General features: G+C 58.8%; 17 protein-coding genes. 7 read left to right on the top strand and 10 right to left on the bottom strand.

Features of this window, described 5'->3' with window-relative positions; genetic code table 11:
- Positions 1-104: 104 nt before the first annotated feature.
- The 5 genes from NGM15_RS18010 to NGM15_RS18030 form a co-directional block, all read right to left on the bottom strand.
- Complete coding sequence (locus NGM15_RS18010; protein ID WP_425494499.1) at positions 105-935, bottom strand: IS5 family transposase; 831 nt, start codon at positions 933-935, stop codon at positions 105-107.
- Positions 936-1,814: 879 nt separating this feature from the next.
- On the bottom strand, positions 1,815-2,237 hold the full coding sequence (locus tag NGM15_RS18015) for a HalOD1 output domain-containing protein (RefSeq protein ID WP_253438518.1): 423 nt from the start codon (positions 2,235-2,237) through the stop codon (positions 1,815-1,817).
- On the bottom strand, positions 2,237-2,704 hold the full coding sequence (locus NGM15_RS18020; RefSeq protein ID WP_253438521.1) for a DUF7344 domain-containing protein: 468 nt from the start codon (positions 2,702-2,704) through the stop codon (positions 2,237-2,239). Before NGM15_RS18020 ends, NGM15_RS18015 begins: the two co-directional genes overlap by 1 nt.
- A 743-nt stretch (positions 2,705-3,447) precedes the next feature.
- Positions 3,448-3,735: a transcriptional regulator gene (locus tag NGM15_RS18025; protein ID WP_253438524.1), complete on the bottom strand. Its 288-nt coding sequence runs from the start codon at positions 3,733-3,735 to the stop codon at positions 3,448-3,450.
- A gap of 1 nt (position 3,736) precedes the next feature.
- Positions 3,737-4,354: a hypothetical protein gene (locus NGM15_RS18030; RefSeq protein WP_253438527.1), complete on the bottom strand. Its 618-nt coding sequence runs from the start codon at positions 4,352-4,354 to the stop codon at positions 3,737-3,739.
- Between the two features lie 306 nt (positions 4,355-4,660).
- Here NGM15_RS18030 and NGM15_RS18035 point away from each other — a divergent pair, with 306 nt between their 5' ends.
- From NGM15_RS18035 to NGM15_RS18045, 3 genes are all read left to right on the top strand, one after another.
- Positions 4,661-5,425: a CPBP family intramembrane glutamic endopeptidase gene (locus tag NGM15_RS18035; protein ID WP_253438529.1), complete on the top strand. Its 765-nt coding sequence runs from the start codon at positions 4,661-4,663 to the stop codon at positions 5,423-5,425.
- Positions 5,426-5,907: 482 nt separating this feature from the next.
- Positions 5,908-6,696, top strand: a complete 789-nt coding sequence (locus tag NGM15_RS18040; RefSeq protein ID WP_253438532.1) for a hypothetical protein — start codon at positions 5,908-5,910, stop codon at positions 6,694-6,696.
- 538 nt (positions 6,697-7,234) lie between these two features.
- Positions 7,235-8,224, top strand: coding sequence for an NAD(P)-dependent alcohol dehydrogenase (locus tag NGM15_RS18045; protein ID WP_253438534.1), 990 nt, complete (start codon positions 7,235-7,237; stop codon positions 8,222-8,224).
- A 46-nt stretch (positions 8,225-8,270) separates the two neighbouring features.
- Here NGM15_RS18045 and NGM15_RS18050 read toward each other — a convergent pair whose 3' ends face one another.
- Positions 8,271-8,945 carry a helix-turn-helix domain-containing protein gene (locus tag NGM15_RS18050; protein ID WP_253438537.1) on the bottom strand — a complete coding sequence of 225 codons (675 nt, stop codon included), beginning with the start codon at positions 8,943-8,945 and terminating at the stop codon, positions 8,271-8,273.
- 85 nt (positions 8,946-9,030) lie between these two features.
- Between NGM15_RS18050 and NGM15_RS18055 the strand changes: the two genes are divergently transcribed.
- The 3 genes from NGM15_RS18055 to NGM15_RS18065 all read left to right on the top strand — a co-directional run bounded on the left by NGM15_RS18055 (position 9,031) and on the right by NGM15_RS18065 (position 10,873).
- Positions 9,031-9,798, top strand: coding sequence for a DUF4386 domain-containing protein (locus NGM15_RS18055; protein ID WP_253438540.1), 768 nt, complete (start codon positions 9,031-9,033; stop codon positions 9,796-9,798).
- Between the two features lie 120 nt (positions 9,799-9,918).
- The gene (locus NGM15_RS18060) at positions 9,919-10,110 is read left to right on the top strand and encodes a HalOD1 output domain-containing protein (RefSeq protein WP_253438543.1); all 192 of its coding nucleotides are present in this window, start codon (positions 9,919-9,921) and stop codon (positions 10,108-10,110) included.
- A 382-nt stretch (positions 10,111-10,492) separates the two neighbouring features.
- Positions 10,493-10,873: a PadR family transcriptional regulator gene (locus NGM15_RS18065; protein ID WP_253438546.1), complete on the top strand. Its 381-nt coding sequence runs from the start codon at positions 10,493-10,495 to the stop codon at positions 10,871-10,873.
- Between the two features lie 925 nt (positions 10,874-11,798).
- On the opposite strand, the gene NGM15_RS18070 is transcribed toward NGM15_RS18065, so the two are convergent.
- The gene (locus NGM15_RS18070) at positions 11,799-13,043 is read right to left on the bottom strand and encodes an adenosylhomocysteinase (protein ID WP_253438548.1); all 1,245 of its coding nucleotides are present in this window, start codon (positions 13,041-13,043) and stop codon (positions 11,799-11,801) included.
- Between the two features lie 105 nt (positions 13,044-13,148).
- Here NGM15_RS18070 and NGM15_RS18075 point away from each other — a divergent pair, with 105 nt between their 5' ends.
- Positions 13,149-13,304 (top strand): hypothetical protein, encoded by a 156-nt coding sequence (locus NGM15_RS18075; RefSeq protein WP_253438550.1) that lies wholly within the window; start codon positions 13,149-13,151, stop codon positions 13,302-13,304.
- On the opposite strand, the gene NGM15_RS18080 is transcribed toward NGM15_RS18075, so the two are convergent.
- The 3 genes from NGM15_RS18080 to NGM15_RS18090 are packed head-to-tail and all read right to left on the bottom strand — an operon-like array spanning position 13,301 to position 16,887.
- A complete protein-coding gene (locus tag NGM15_RS18080; protein WP_253438553.1) occupies positions 13,301-14,086 on the bottom strand; it encodes an energy-coupling factor transporter transmembrane component T family protein in 786 nt (261 codons plus the stop codon). The two genes, NGM15_RS18075 and NGM15_RS18080, sit on opposite strands and share 4 nt — an antisense overlap.
- On the bottom strand, positions 14,083-16,002 hold the full coding sequence (locus NGM15_RS18085; protein ID WP_253438556.1) for an ABC transporter ATP-binding protein: 1,920 nt from the start codon (positions 16,000-16,002) through the stop codon (positions 14,083-14,085). Before NGM15_RS18085 ends, NGM15_RS18080 begins: the two co-directional genes overlap by 4 nt.
- Before the next feature lie 42 nt (positions 16,003-16,044).
- Positions 16,045-16,887: a QueT transporter family protein gene (locus tag NGM15_RS18090; RefSeq protein WP_253438559.1), complete on the bottom strand. Its 843-nt coding sequence runs from the start codon at positions 16,885-16,887 to the stop codon at positions 16,045-16,047.
- Positions 16,888-17,067: the final 180 nt, after the last annotated feature.

Consider the following 17,067-nt stretch of genomic DNA (forward strand, 5'->3'; position numbering starts at 1 on the left):
AGTGTTTGCAGAGTCTGCGAACATATAATCTACGCCGTGCCAACGAGAGACAAAGGAACCGACTTGCTGCATAGAGCCTCTGGGCGTTGTTTAGACGCCTGAATTTACTGGTTTGACCCCTCGATTGCGCGTTCGATGTTTCGCACCGCTGATTTCATGACAAGTTCGCGGAATTGACCGAACCACGTTCTAGCCCACAGCGTCTCACCGTATCGCTGCCGCAATCCGAAAAACACTGATTCAGCATTCGAACGCTGGTTATACGCCCGATCGTGGATGAGTAAGTTTCTCGCCCATCCTCGGAAACCTGGGCCGCGTTGCGGAATCAGCGGTGTGATACTTTCAGCACGTAACCTCGTGCGAAGTGCTTCCCAGTCGTATCCTTTATCCGCCGCCACAGCCGTCAAATCGTCGAGATTCCGCACCAATACTTGCCAACCAACCTGTGTATCGTGCGGTTGTTTCATCGAACAGTGTATATCTAGAATCGCACTCGTTTCACAATCGACTAGCAGCGTGGTTTTCACTGCCTCGAACGTGTAATCCGTCCGTTTCGCATAGTGCTGGCTCGCTTGGACACGATCCACGCCAGTTGCGTCGATTGCTTGTACATCTCCGAGTTCGTACAGTTCGATCGATGCGTCGAGCATTGCTCGCCACCGCTTCATCGGAATCGCTTGCTTCCGCGCACAGATCGTGGAGAAATGAGGGAGCGTTTCAACGGTTAAATCGAGTGATTCTGTAACTCTCGGCATTTCTCGCAGAACATCCATCAGCTTCCTGTAATCGTGATTGAGATACTCTTTGAACCCCTGAACGGCGAGAATTACCCAGTCGGCATACCCGTCTTTTCCGGGTCGGTATGCCGGAGCTGGCTCGCCAGCGACGGCTTTTTGGGCGAGCGATACAACCTTCTCTGTGAAGCGGGAGGTCATCGTGTGCACAACGAACCCGTCCCGCTTCACTTCCTAGTAAATTTGGTATTTTCTCCGAGCTACTAGCACGACGATATGAGTTCGATCGGTTCTACACTGCCAACGTTTGAGCGTCTAAACAAGGCCTATTCTCTGTATTCAGCAGCCCCGAACTGACAGTGTCACGGTAGTCTGCTAGGCTGGTGCTGCATACACAGCGCGAATGTTGCACGGGACGAAGGCCGATCTACAAGAGTCGATGATCGTTCAGTACAGTAGTTAGACGGACCCCATCGGCTCCCAAGACACACGGGGTGACACAGACGAAGTGGACGAGTAGGAGGGTTACAACGGCGACTCCGTCTCTTCGAGTCCTCTGACAAAGTCTGTTAGCGTATCGGTGAGTGTACTTGCGCGTTCATCAGATTTGAGTCTCGAAAAGCGGACGATGATCATGCTCTCCCCACCCGTGTAACGAACCCTCTCGAGGGTTTCGGTTCCTTCCCAAATCCTGGATACTTCGACCAGTCCATGCACCCTGTGACTGTATGTCTCGCCTTGCTCAATTTCCCGACCCGAATCTGTTGCCTCCGTAGATCTGGACAGATGCCCGATAATATTCCCCGCCGGTTTCTGTTTCGCCTTGTCCACGGGCGGTCTGCTCTCGGTCACCCGAATCGGTTCCCGCGGGTTTCTCATAGGGGCGGTACCTTGAACCCATATTTAAATTCCGAGAACGATGGCAAGCGTTTCCGTTCACTAATGCTACCTTTCATCTGCTGACACAGTTTTAGGGCTGGTTGAAACGATTCCCATTCTCCCAACTGGGAGGATAGGCCGAGCGGAGCGTGCAAAATACACGGCACGAATCGTGCACGATTAATCGATGCTGCGTCCGTCTTACTCGCCGTCAGCCGCTGCGTCCTCGGAGCGCTCGGAGACTGTCACCCAGCCGTCCGCCTCCACGCTTACTTTGTAGCCGTGATACCGAAACTCGACCGTCGAATCCGTGCCGTTCCGGTTGGCCTCGGGGCGCCCGAACAAGGCGTCGTCGATGCCCGCAATGTCCACCACCTCGTAGAGGGGCGGGTTCGTGATCTCAGTGATGGGGACGTCCTCGGCTTCCGCGACTGCGCCGATGATCACTGTAGTCAGATCGCGGGATTCGTCGGGATTGTAGTGGGCTTGCGTCACGAATGTCCAGCTCCCATCTGGTGTACTCTCCCGCCCTGATGCGCCATGCGTGTCGTCGTCGTCGGGAATCTCAGTGCGGTTCTCCTTGGTCTCGGTTGAGGGATTTGAATCAGATCGCTTCTCATCCATCAGTGGTCACTCCAGTTCGTACTCACTCCGTGCGTGTGTTTCTCCTGTAACGCGTCAATACTCGCCCCGGCGCCTTGCAGGACCGCGAGCACCTGCGGGGCGTTTGCGCTCGCGATGATGATCGCCTCGTCACCAGTCTCGTACTCGATGATGTCTAATTCGACCAACTTCGGGACGTGGGCGTGGTGAAGCGAGACGTACATCTCGTCGCGGTCGAACCCGGCGACGTCCGCTTCGGGAATGTCCCGCTCCCAGGCGACGAGTTTAGTCGCCAATTCCGGGAGCGTCCAGCGAGAACTGGAGAGGAGCGAGTAGCAGAGATAGCGTCGTCTCGGATGAGCCAGCGCCTCGTACACGAACTCTAACTCCAGGATTTCCGCCGGCGGTGGATGTGATTTCCGGATGTAGGCCTCGACGTTTCGGCGCAGGTCATCGCCAGCGTCTGGTCGCTCCGATTCGTCGCCCATGGCGTGTGTTAATCCCACACACGCTTAACTCCTCTCAACGCCTATCGAACTGGACGGTCTGGGTTCACTGACAAAGAGGTTCAGCACTGATTCGCGTCAAGCCACGGTGTCAGCAACGCCTCGACTGGGAGCAAATTGGTTCAATCTCCCGGGAGCACGCTGCTGAACCCATCCTCTGTATCTCGCACGACGGTCCTGACTGTATTCTGGTAAGACGTTCAGACAATGCTGAATACACAGAGCGTATAGTGCGGAGTACCTGCCGACGAAACTGGCGTTAGCTATCCATGCGAACCGACCGTGATGTGATTCTGAAAATAGTTGAACGATCTTCTATCACACTGTTCGACTCCAATCTGCACCGAGATCTATACCATTGCCATACCGATACCGATCCCCATTGCCAAATCGTTCATCGCAACTCCCAGGGCTACTCCAACTCCTGCCCCAACTGCGATGCCTTAACCCATTTTATTCTTGGTTCCGTTTTCTCCTTGTTTTCCGGATATATAACCCGCCTCACTTTACTGCATGATAAGTCCCAAGAATACTTGGTCAAATCTCAAAGGAAACCCAATGGGTCCCCCTTTGTTTGCTGTCTCAGTCGAGCCAGTGGCCATGGGTTCGGCAGATTTTGCTGGCTACGTTGTCTCCGTGGTCGGTCTTTTCGGTGACTCACGGGCTTGATGAGTACGATAAATAACTTCGAAGCGAAGCCGCTAAACTCATCGAAATCGGTCGATTCATCGATCGAGTTCCTCGATGAGTGCTTCGAGCGACTGGATGTGGGTTTCGAACAGCTCTTCGCCACGGTCGGTCAATCGATAACTCGTCTGTGGGCTCCGATCCACGAACTGTTTGGTCACGGTAACACAATCAGCGTCTTCCATCTTCTGGATGTGACTGGCCAGATTTCCCTCGGTAATGCCGAGTTCGGTTTTCAGGTCCGTAAAGGTCGTCTCACCGTTCGCATACAGGTGTGCGAAAATTTGCAATCGTGTTTGTTGGTGGACAAGCTTGTCGAACTCCATATTATACCCGTGAAAGGACGACGTACGAGCCGATGTTATGTGTAGCAAAACCGATTCCGAGCACGGCGAACTCCCACCCGGTGAGGAGAGGGACGTGTGGGATAATCGCGGCTAACACGAGCAGCCAGCCGCCTCCGATATAGAACGCATAGCGGTCGGCTGTCCGGATGTTGTAGGCAGCGAGCAGCTGGCCCATGTACAGATAGGCGATGCCGCTGATTGCGCCGCCAGCGACTACCCCCACTACGATCAAGTCTTCAAATGCGAGCTGTTCTAAGATGGGGAGGAGTCCGACGGCGAGGGCCAAGGCTCCCGCACCAGACGTGATATTCCACGCGGTCCAACTCGGAATGCCGGTCGTCGGTCGATCGTATTCGTGGAGAATCCGCCACGCCACGAGTTGATGGGCGGAAAACACGCTGACGAGGAAAACGACGAGTAGCGGAGAGAACCCTTCGCGGAGTCCGAGTTGTACGATTGGGAGGGCAATCCCCAAGCCGATGCCTTCGACGAGCCAAAAGCGCCACCAGTAGGGGTATTCCTCCGCCAATCCCATCGCTTCCTTGATCTGGCCGAGTTCCTCCTGAAGTCCCTCGGCACTTGGTTCTGTCTCGGTCATGCAGATTGGCACCCACCCACTACTCGAGTGCGTTTCGTGTAGCGGTTGAAGCAGTTGGTGTCCGTCGATTCCGGTGGCATGGATCACAATACACCACACAATGCAAAATAATTTCCGATAAAAAGTGAGTTTGCAATGCAAAGTACTATGTCTCATCCTCTCAGTAGTACAGCCGTAATGTCGAAAAAAGTCAATTCTCGGTCGCCTCGACTCGGGCGGATCGGCGTCTTCGTTGTAGGCCGCGAAATAGTGGCCTTCTTCGTGCTGACGCTGGTCCTTTCGTGGACGGTATGGGCACCTGGAGCATTGGGGCTCGTCGATTTCGATTCGCTCACGCTGCTTGTCGTTGTCGTCGGCGGCTTCGGTCCGTTGGTCGCGGCGGCGCTCGTGACGTGGCTCGTCGGTGGGTCGCTACGAGCCTGGATCGGGCAGGTGCTCCGCTGGCGCGTCCGTCCTCGGTGGTACCTCGCCGCGCTCGGAGTTCCACTCGTCGTGTTTGCGGCGACGAGTATCGTCTATCTCGCGCTCGGGAATGCAATCGAGCCGTCGGATGTTCTCCAGCAGGTGCCGGTCTACGCGCTGCCGCTCATCTTCGTTTTCAATATGGTGTTCGTGTTCCTGCTGGGTGGTGGGCAAGAGGAACTGGGGTGGCGTGGGTTCGCCCTGCCGCGACTGCTCGACCGGTTCGACGCAGTGACCGCGAGCCTCGTAATCGGTGTCGTATGGGCGATCTGGCACCTTCCGTTGTTCATGATGGAAGGAACGAGCCAGTACAGTGGCCAGTTCGTTCCGTACGCGACCACCGTGCTGGCGCTGTCGATTCTGTTCACGTGGCTCTACCGGGCCACCGGACGCAGCGTGTTGCTGGCGATGATTCTCCACGCCAGCTACAACAGCGCGCCGGTGGTGATTCCGTTCCAACCGGCCCAGACCGGTACTGTGGACTGGCTCCTGGCAGCGAGCGTCTGGGTGCTTGCGCTCGGTCTGGTGGCCGTCTATGGCCGCGACCTCCGTTTTGGTGACTCCGAGGGCTCTGAGACGGTGGATGGCCGTGTCCCACCGACTACCTGACTGGGTTTCGGACAGTCTGAAGGGTGTCGGAATACGGACGATTCGGCTGTGGTCACCGGGAGATCACCCGAGTATAGTTCAATGGAGTGGTCCCCAGCGTAGTGTATGTCTGTGAACTGAATTGGCACTGATAATCTCGTTCTGTGAGGACGAGGTTCAACATTGTCTCCAGTAACTACGCATGTCTACTGAACGGCTGTTTCGTTTCGAATGTCCTGAAACGAACGATGACTGTCTGCTGCACACATCCTCTGTATCTCGCACGACGGTCCTGACTGTATTCTGGTAAGACGTTCAGACAATGCTGAATACACAGCGCGAATGGGGCAGGGCTGAGGGTTGATCTGTAAAGGGTTGGTCGGTTAGTACAGGCGGGGTACGCCCTGTCCAGCCAAGACTACGCATCTCTCACAGGAGTACCTACAACTCCTCTTTTAGTTATCCAAATAACTATTTCCGGGCGAGTCTAAATAATTCAACAAATGAGACGACGACGGTATCTACTTGGATTGCTCACGGTACCAGCTGCTGGCGTAGCGGGGTGTCTTTCACGTGATTCAAGTCCGGATGACGGAACTGATTTGACCCCCGAGGATGACCGAGACGTCGAGACGGTTGCCACGGAGACGTTCGACGACGATTTCACCCCAATCTGTGCCGAAGGTGAATCTCTCGAATCGGATATTGAGGGATTATACGCGGAACTCGTGACGGATCACGAGTTTTTCAGAGACACAGAGAGCGGTCGATACGGCGTTCGTGGTCGAATTGCGGCGAGGGAAGATGGGAGTTTTCCGGAGGTCCAAGCAGAATTTTCCGACGAGTCCCATGCAAAGGATACAGGATTCCGCGTTGCTGAGGACGAGACGTATTTGTTCACGGTGGTGACTTCTGAAGGCGAGCCCAACGCGATAGATGGGTATTCGCTCACCGTCGAAGAAGGCGGGGTTGACGATATCGGGACTGTCCCTGAGGAGTACGCAACGATTGATGGGGAGTGGGGCCAGATTGGAACGTACGCTGACGTTTCGGTGTATGGATACGCTGGGACAGTTACCAATGATCACACGAAGGATGTCAGGCTATACCCACACCTGAAGGCGTACCTCGATGAGACGACAGTGGCATACGCTGGCAAAAGTACTGAATTTTTTGACGATCTCGCTCCGGGAGACACGCAAACAGTCTACTTCCCCTATCCACGATGCGATCCCGCGAAAATTGACCACGTTGAGGGATGGCTCGAGTGGTCGACGATGAATAACCCGTAGCTCGCTTCGCGGAAGAAACGAAGAATCTCTCTTGAAGCCAGCAAATCCAATCAGTCTCTCGCAATAGTGTTGATCACTGGCCATAATTCAAAGCCAGATATAATTGGGTGACACAACCAGTAAGCACCCGTATGTAGCGGTTGGTTCCGGGCTGAGTGTGTGAAATAAACAGTGCTACCGTGCTGCATCCATCCTCTGTATCTTGCACACCACTTCTGACAGCAGCTCGGTAGTTCGTTGTGCCTCTGCAAGATACAAAGTGTGGATCTGTCACGGGATTGTGCCGCCGTACGACGAAAATGGGAGCAGACCGGCACGTTTAGGATGATTCAGTTCGTTTCGAGTAAAATGACCAGGCTCCCGAGCGTCGAGTCAATCGCTGTCATCGGGCCGGTGCTGGAGGCAGTCGTCACCGTCCGACCGATACTGGCGACCGTTGGAGCGTTCTCGAGGATTGCGGGGCTTCTGGTCACGGGCGTGAGCGCCCCAGAACGACGACGGAGACGACGAGCCTGTCGCCGGGAACAAGCTGCCAGCGATGATTGAAACCAGAGAGATGCGGGCCGTCGTCATGCGTGGCTTTGGCTCGCCCGACGTCCTCGAACTCACGGCGGTCGAGAAGCCGACACCCGCGGACGACGAGGTGCTGATACGGACCCGTGCGACGACCGTGACCGCGGGCGACTGCGAGTTCCGACGGCTCGACCTCCCGCTCTCCTTTCGGCTCCCAGTCTGGCTCTACGTGAAGCTCTGGAAGGGGAATCGGGTCGTCCCCGGGCAGGAGGTCGCCGGGGAGATCGAATCGGTCGGCGACGACGTGACGCGATTCGTGCCGGGCGACCAGGTGTTCGCCGCGACGTCGTTCCGGTTCGGCGGGGCTGCCGAGTACGTCTGTCTCCCCGAGTCGTATCCCATCGCGAGGATACCGGAACCCATGACCGTCGAGGAGGCCGTCACGCTGCCGACGGGCGGACTGAACGCGATGCACTTCCTGCGGAGCGCGAACGTGGAGGACGGCGACGCGGTCCTGATCAACGGGGCCGGTGGCAGCATCGGCACGTACGCCGTCCAGATCGCTACGGCCTGGGGAGCCGACGTGACGTGTGTTGATAGCGGAGAGAAGCTGGACGTGCTGCGCTCGCTCGGGGCGAACTACGTCGTCGATTACACGCGAGAGGAGTTCACCGACCGCGGCGAGCGCTACGACGTCGTCGTCGACGTCGTGGGTACGAGTCCGTTTTCGCGCACACTGCGCTGTCTGTCGATCGATGGTCGCTACGTCCTGGGCAATCCAACGCTGCTCGGGCGAATCAGGGGTGGTTGGACGAACTTAACCGGCGAGAGAATCGTCATCTCGTCCCTCGCCGGGTACGCGCCCGAGGACGTGGAGGCCCTCGTCGAACTCGTCGAAGCGGGCGAAGTGAGAGCGGTCGTCGACAGGCGATATCCGCTCGACGAGATCGCCGACGCTCATCGATACGTCGAGAGTGGACGGAAAACGGGTAACGTGGTCATCGACGTGGTGTGATACGGTCCGATTGGGCGCCCACCGGGAAGTGTCGGTCGACCGACTCCTACTTTAGGGGACCGAACTCGTCGAGCGCCGCGGTGATCACTTTTCCCTCCGCCTTCTGGAGGTGATCGCTCGCCGTCTGTGGCGCACAGCCGAGCTCGGCGGCGATCTCTTTCAGCGTGGCACCGCGGGGCTGTTCGTAGTATCCGAGGTCGGCGGCGATCTCGAGAGCTTCGCATTGGCGAGCGCTGAGACTCGCCCATGCGGTGTCGATGTTTCCGCGGAATTCGCCGATCTCCTCGATGGTGACCACCATGTCCACCGGATCATGCTCGAACATCTCCTGGAGCTGGGCGGGGTCGCCGATGACGCGGGCACGCATCATTCCGTCGCGGTAGACGACCGGCATCCGCGGGATCACGCCGTGAACGCCTGTTTCGTGGCGTTGAGCTTCGACCAGTGGCTCCCCCTGCGGCTTGATGACGACGAGGACGTAGCCGGCGTCCTCGCCTACGTGGACGGTCTCGACGGCCTCAATCGCTTGAATGTCCGAGGCCTCGGCAGCCAGGGCGGTCACGTCACCGTCGATTGCCACGAAGAACGTCTTGTAGTCATCGAGCGCCGTCATCATCTCTAGGACGCGCCCTTCCTCGATGGACGGCGAATGCGCGAGCAACGCGAAGATGGGCGGTGCGTCCTCTCGGTCCGCCCGGACGGTGGCCCGAAGGTGTTTCACGCCAAGCTATCGCGCCACGCCACGATAAATGGAACGGCTATATCCTAAAAAACGCTCTTCGACGCCGCGTGCGTCTACATTACCGATGAACTTCATACCGGAGGCATCAGATGCGGTACCGGGCGGCGACAGAACAGATCGATCGGTGCGGTCGGCGAGCGTAATCGGCGGCATCGGTCTCATATTGATGCTCGTCCCCGCGCTCTTTGGCACGCTCGTCGTTGTGAAGGGGCTCGTGACGCCCGGCGACGCCACGGCGACCGCCCTCGCCATCCAGGACGCCGCGGGGATGTTCCGTCTCGGGATCGCAGGCTTGCTCGCCGTCGCGATCCTCGACGTGATCGTCGCGTGGGCGCTGTACACCGTCTTCGAGCCGGTGAACAGGCGCATTTCGCAGCTCGCCTTGCTCTTTCGCGTCGTCTACGCCGGCGTCTTCGTCGTCGCAATCAGCCAGCTCGTCGGCGTAATCGGGACGCTGACCGACCCCGACGCGCCGGCCGCCTACACGACTGACCAACTCCATGCACAGGCCATGCTCGACATCAACGCCTTCAACGACATTTGGAACGCCGGCCTGCTGCTGTTCGCCGTGCACCTGCTCCTACTCGGTTACCTAGCGTACCGGGCGGACTATGTGTCGACGCTCATTGGAATCCTCCTCGCTATCGCCGGGTTCGGTTACGCCATCGACAGCATTGGTGCCGTCCTTGTCGCCGACTACTCGCTCCAGGTGACCATCGTGACCTTCGTCGGCGAGATCGTCTTGATCGGCTGGTTGCTGCTCAGGGGCCGCCGCGTGTCAGTGGACGCCGAGGATGCCACGTTGAACCCTCGGAGGGATTATGGCCGGTGAATTGAAGCGACAGGCCTGCAAGGCACCCGGCAGTACCACCCCACTTCGTGTGTAAGGATTATGAGTTACTCATAGTATCCCCCGAAAAATCCCACCCCCTCTGAAGAGACAGATGCCTCGATGCGTGTTGAGCATCAATACGACGGAGATACACCGGCCAGCATTGCAATCTTGGAAGCCATCGCTACCATTGAGGACGTCGATCCAACGGACTCGCCAACTGACCTTGGGACCACGCTCTATGATCAAATTGATCCACAGCACTTGACCAATTCGTCACCGGGAACAACGGTGACAGCGCTGTTACTGTAGATTTGACGGTTCACAACGCTATCAGTACGATGTGCGAGTACATGATTCCGGTCAGCTCGTTACTGAGCGGATCACGTAGCCAAGAGCAGGAATTTGAAACCGCACAGTAGGCACTTCTACTGGGAAATACATTCATTCCACACGAGGTGAAACAAACAATTCGATCGTGCTAAACTCATTCTTTGGATTCATCAGGCACCTCCTATCAATTTCCAAGGCCTTCAACAGAGCCACTCTAACCCAATAGAGACAACGAAAATATTTCGTGAAACGAAGAATCTCAGCAAATCGCTTTGCTTTTTCTATGTGAAACATGATAATTATCGAGTCCAATCTGGATTGAAGCATAGAATTTTAAGCATTGGTACTAGGATGGAAGCATATGGCTGATTCAAACCCACCAGACGAGGAGGGGGCAAGCGGCCGAAACCCTCCATCGGCAGGGCCAATGGAATTTTCGACGTATAATATTCCGACAGACCTCACCGCCTTCCAGACCCATCTCCTCTGTCTCATCCACCGATTCGGTCCCGTCGAAGGAGTAACTCTCCAGAACGCCCTCGAAGACCTCTACCCTGAAGACATCAATCATGGACGGTTGTACCCGAGCCTCGACCGGATGGTCGACTCTGGACTGATCACCAAGCAGACGAAAGAAAAAGACAAACGCCGGAAGGAGTACGCCCTTACTGGTCGAGGCGAGTGGGTTGCAGAGGAATATCTCCTGTTCGTACGGGAGATGATTGCTCCTCCTGCTGAATAAACAACCTGTAAATCCAATTTGTTCGAAAACGCGATAATCGAGGGATTATTTCGAGCGTCCGGTTCTCACAGGAACCTAAGGATTTCCTCGAGGAATTGGGGGCGAAAGCAGGAGTTCATCGACTATTTGGAGTTTGGACTCGTCGAACGGGATTTCAGAGAATTGTTTTGATCAGTCGCGAAGCTCTGCGACCGACTGACCGACCTCTCGGACGTGATCACTTCGCTCGAGATCGAGTTCCTCGGCGAGGTAGTCGACTGTCTCTTCGAGGCTCATACGTGAAGGAAGCGCTGCGAGCTGTATAAACCTAGTGCTGTACCATGACTACGGAAAAGAGTTCCATCGATACGGCTGTGAAAATTGCTGAAACGTTATTCTACGCTTGAATCGCTTACCTAAGCAGAGAGAGACTCAACTTCGCAACGATTCCCGGTGAGTGCGATAAACAAGTCGATAGGGGTGTGTCCCTGCCGACTCGGGCTGCTCTGAACAAATCGACAGAGGTGCTCCTTGTAACTCCTCTCAGTAATTTAGATCGCACATAAGGTGTGTTCAACCCACGCAATTAACCAACATGCACGAGGCAACCATCCTGTGTTGGTTAACCATGTCTGGTAATTCTGTGAATTCGTCTCTATAGTCATCTCCAGATGTTTCTGCTCACCCATTTTGGCATACTATCGAAAACCAACGGAAAACACCTGTCTCCTTCAGTTGCCCCTCCAAAGACTTCCAGGTTCCACTTTAGCGTGTCGTGGGAGCTGTCCTTCCCCGCGTTCTGCACTTGCTTCCGATCGTGAAATAGCGTGCGCTTGCGCTGGATATCGGGGAAGTCGATGGAAATACGCGCTCCGGTACCCGCTAGCCTTCGACGCTGAGCGGGATAGTCCACAGTGGAAACTGCGTCCTCTGCGCCGTGCTCGTCTCAAAAGGCGCTATCAGCGTGTTCCCAGTCCTCGTAGTACTCGCGCTGGTGTTCGGTGAGATCGTCGATTTCGACGTCGAGCGTCTCGAGTTTGCGGTTGGCGACGGCCCGGTCGAGGCGGTCGGGCATCGCGTACAGTCCTGGTGTCAGGTCTTTCCCCTCGCTCGCTAACATATCGCGGGCCGCTTCAAACATCATCGCAAACGTCGTGTCCATCACCTCGGCAGGGTGTCCATTGCTGTGCGGGCCGGTGAGGTTGACGAGACGGCCGTCTGCGAGGACGTTGATCCGGCGACCGTCGGGGAGGTGATAGCGGGTGACTCCGTCGCGCGGTTCGGTGACCCGGTCGGCGGCAGCCTCGATATCCGCGACGACGATTTCGACGTCGAAGTGGCCGGCGTTCGCGAGGATCACGCCGTCGGGCAGCGCGTCCAGGTGGTCCCCGCGAACGACGTCGCGATTCCCGGTGGAGGTGATTACGTAGTCGGCCTCACGGGCAGCCTCAGCCATTTGTGCGAGTCGGTGGCCGTCCATGTGTGCCTCGAGCGCCTTGCGCGGGTCGACCTCGGTTACGATCGTCTGGGCGCCCATTCCCCTGGCCTTTCGGGCGATGCCACGCCCGCAGTAGCCGTAGCCGGCGACAACGACGGTCTTCCCCGAGAGCATCGTGTTCGTCGTGATCATCACGTTCGACAGCGAGGATTCCCCGGTGCCATGGACGTTGTCGAAATAGTGTTTCATCGGCGTGTCGTTGACGCCGTAGACGGGAAACGAGAGCATGTCGTCGGCCTCCATCGCCTCGAGGCGGGTGATGCCGGCGGTCGTCTGCTCGCCACCGCCGAGTACCGTTTCCGCGATTTCGGGGTGGTCGGCGTGGACTTTCACGATCAGCTCACAGCCGTCGTCGAGGATGAAATCCGGCTCGCGCTCGAGTAGTTCGTGTTGACCGGCGGCCCACTCTTCGTCGCTCATCCCGGCCTCGACGAACGTTTCGATACCGTCCTGGTCACGGAGGGCGTCGACGACCGCCGCCTTCGTGCTGTGGGGCTCGCTTCCGGTGACGAGTACCGTTGCGCCGGCGTCCCGAAGCGTCTCGACCAGCACGCCCGTCTTTTGCTCGAGGTGGGAGGCTAACGCGACGCTGTAGCCGGCCAACGGCTGCGTCTCGCCGTACTCGGCGGCCAGCGATCGGAGAATCGGTGTGTAATCGCGCGTCCATGCGAGCGGATCGGTGTCGTCCGTCATATCCTACTCACGGTACCGCCGACGCATAAACGCTGGCACCCCGCCCGTCGGTTACCCGTTTTTCGTCCGAGCGCCGACCAACTGATAAACTATCTCGAGATATGGATGCTAAAACTCCTTGTCGTGATCGTGGTGACCTCGGGCTGGATTCGCGCCGGTACGTCCTGCGCCCGGGGGGTGTACTTCACGGGGCTCATTCCCGCGGTTGACGCGTTCACGTACGCGGGGACGCCCACCTGGTTCGGCGGCAAGTGGATCTAAACCGTCCCGTAGCCCTGTAGACGCAGGGCAATCGCGCCGACCGCGAGTGCGATGCCAAACCCAGCTGTCGCCCAATCGGCCGCCGTGAACGGCTGTTTGTTGTAGAACGAGCGCTCGCCACGTGTGTCGAATCCGCGGGCCTCGAGGGCCATCGCCTGGGTCTGGACGTTACGAATCGCGGTCATGAACACTGGAATCATAAGCGGGATGTAACTCCGCAGCAGGGTGACGGGGTTGCGTCCGCCGGGTTCGTGGCCGCGGGCGGCCTGGGCCTGCCGGACTGTGTTGGCCGACCCCAGAAACGTCGGGAACAGCCGCAGGGCGGTGCCGACGGCGAAACAGAACGCGTAGGGCAGGCCGAGCGAGCGCATCCCGGCGACGATCTCTTCGTTGGAGGTGGTTGTGACGAACAGCAACCCGCCAACGATGAACGCGGCGATCCGCTCGGAGCGCCCGAGTGCGAACAGCACCTCCCGTTCGGTGAGGGTGCCCAGGGGCGTCTCGAGAAGGGGCGCCCCGCCTCCATGGGTGAACGCCGGCCAGACGGCAAAGCCGATCAGGAAAAGTGCGACGACGATGAACGACAGTCGCTTGAAGTTCGGCCAGCCACCGACGGCTACGAGTGCGAGAAACGTTGCCGCAAGCGGAACGAACACCCAACGCGGGTCGCCGAAGACGTACGCCGCCACAAACACGCCCGTGATGAGCGCGAGCTTCGAGCGGGCGTTCAGCCGGTGGAGGAACGTCTCCCGGTCGACGTACAGCGACGGCGAGGCGCTCATGACTCCTCACCCCCGAGATCCTCGCCAAGTGGTGGTTCGGACCGTCTGGCCACCCGCGGTTCGCCTGTTTCCTCGCCCCCGAGACCGTCGACGACTTCGGCGACCGAGAGGGCGGGGAGGGCGTCCGACTGGCCGCTCTGACGGGCCAGTCGGTTCGAAAGGGCGACCGACTGGGGTGGCTCGAGTTCCCAGCGGCCGAGCAGCGACTCGTCGGCGAACAGTTCCCGCGTCGTGCCATCGAATACCTTCTCCCCGTCGGCCATCACGACTGTCCGAGGCGCGTAGCGCGCGACGGTGTGCATGCTGTGGGTAACCATCACGACGGTGAGCCCCTGCTCGCGGTTGAGCCGGGCAACGAGATCCATGAATCTCGCGCGTTGAGTCGCATCGAGGCCGGTCGTCGGCTCGTCGAAGACGATCACCTCGGGATCAGTCGCCAGAATCGACGCCAGGGCGACCCGCTGGCGCTGGCCCTTCGAGAGAGTGAACGGATCTGCCTCCTCGAGGCCGTCGAGTTCGACCGTCGCGAGCGCCTCGGAGACGGCAGCCTCGAGTTCCTCGCCAGTCATCCCGAAGTTCTCGGGGCCGAAGGCGACCTCGTCGGCGACAGTGTCGGCAAATATCTGGTGGTCCGGGTTCTGGAAGACGTAGCCGATCGACCGTCCGATCTCGCTCATCGAGCGGTCACCGACCTCCAGACCCCGCCAACGCGCGCTACCAACATCGGGGGTGAGCAGCCCGTTGAGGTGCTTCGCAAGCGTCGTCTTCCCGCTGCCGTTGTGGCCGACGATCGCGACGACCTCTCTGTCGTGAATCGTGAGGTCAACGTCGTCAACCGCGCGAATCGTCTCCCGGTCGGTCTCGTACTCGTGGACGACCCCCTCAAGGTCGAAGACAACGTCGCCGGGATCAGTCCCGGTGCCGGCAGGAGCGCCGATCGGGGCGTCTCCCTTCCTTGCGGGGGGCGTCCACTCGAGGTCGCTGTCGGCGACCGCGGGGACTGCCTCGTCGACGAACAGCGGGCGGTCTTCACGGGGCCAGCCGAGGCGGTCGAATACGTCGACAACCGGAGGGACGGCGACGCGAGCGGTGCGCAGCGCCTCGGAGTCGGTGAACACCTCCCGGGCGGGCCCCTGCCGGAACACCCGGCCGGCCCGCAACAGAACGACGTGATCGGCCAGTAGCGCCTCCTCAATCTCGTGGGTGACCAAGACAATCGTCTCCGGGCCCTCCCACCCGCCCGGTCCACTCTTCCCGTCGTGAGTGGCGAGAGAACGGATCACCTCCAGGGTGTCGCGGCTTCCGGCCGGATCGAGGTCGCTCGTCGGCTCGTCGAGCAGGAGCAACTCGGGCTGGTTGGCAACGACGCCCCCGAAGACGAGACGCTGTTTCTGTCCGCCAGAGAGAGCGTCCGGCGGCCGTCGGCGATCGAGTTCTTCGAGACCGACGGTCTCGAGGGCATGGGCGGTCCGCGGGCCAATTTCTTCGGGTGGAACCGCGAGGTTCTCGGGGCCGAAGGCAAGTTCACTATCGACGCTCGTCCCGAACAGTTGTGCCTCGTAATCCTGAAGGACCATACCGACGGTGGCGGCCATCTCGGGGACGCGTGCGGCGGTCGCATCCCGGCCAATCACTTCGACGTCGCCGGCGAATGAGCCAGTGATGAAGTTGGGGATGATCGCGTTGAACGTCCGCAACAGCGTCGATTTCCCCCCGCCGCTGGCGCCCATTACGACGGTGAACGTCCCCGTGGCGATTTCAAGGTCGAGCCCCCTCAGGACCGCCCCGTCCCGCTTGTCGGGGTCGTAGGCCGCGTCGTCGGTGAACGACTCGGCTGGTGGAAGTTCGAACTCCCGATCGTAAGAGAAGACCACCTCCTGGAGCGTGGCCGCCGTCGCGTCAGAGTCGGTGTCCATGATATCAGCTACAGGGTGGGTCAGTGACTAAAGTGACCCGGGTTAGCCTAGCAGCTTCGAGAGACGTTCGCCCGAAATTGCCGTCAGACCGAGCACGATCAGGAACGCAATCGCGCCGAGGGCGATCTGGAGGGTCGCCCCACCTTCGCCGAAGGTTTCGGCCTGATCAGCGGCGAACGGGACGTCCTGAAGCCCCAGCGAGATGGCGATCCCGACGGCTAACCAGGCGATCGCGACCAACAGGAGGCCGACAGCGGCGGTCTGAGCGCGTGTCGCCCCTGCCTCCGGAAGATCATCGGCGTGGAGGAGATCAGGGTACAACAGTCCCATCGACTTGATCCGCGGGTAAGTCAGATACAAAAGCGGCGGTCCGAGGATGAGTGCGGCGATCGTGTTGTTCAGGAAGATGATCGTCCCGAGCACCGAGAAGGGGAACAGTCCCAGCAGTTCGAGTCCCCAGGCGATGATTGCCGCACACACGGCGGAGGCGGCGACGGCGATCAGGACGAACTCGACGAACTGGCGGACAGGACGCTCACGGAAGTCGGGTTCGACGTTGCTCGAGAGCGGGCCAAGGTTCCCCCAGAGCTTGTAGCCGATCAGGCCGAAGAAGAAGTTCCCAACGAACCCGAACGCGCTGCCGGGGCCGAACTGTCCCGCGAAGATGTCGTTGATCAGATTACCAATGGCCGACCCCCACGCGGCCGCTGGGCCGAACATAAGTCCGAAGATCACTGGAATAACGTTTCCTGGCCGGACGGCCGTTATGCCGGGGATGATGACGAACCCGGCGAAGGGAATCAACAGTGCAACGTACACCGCCGCGACGACCGCGACGAGCATGATCATCCGCGTATCCCGCCACATCGTGACAAGCTCTCGCATTGGAGTACATGCCGCACACCCACTACTTAACAGTAGCTAATTGAAAATCGTGACTACCCCCACGACTGAAGTCGTGGGCTTTCTCCTCGAATCTGTGAAACTGGCGTACAGCGTGAATTGCTCAAATCGATTGTATCCCAACAGTCTGGGTTGATACCCCGAATGCGAGATGCATCTTCA

Source organism: Natronosalvus halobius (assembly GCF_024138145.1).
In the GTDB taxonomy this organism is placed as follows: Archaea; Halobacteriota; Halobacteria; order Halobacteriales; family Natrialbaceae; genus Natronosalvus; species Natronosalvus halobius.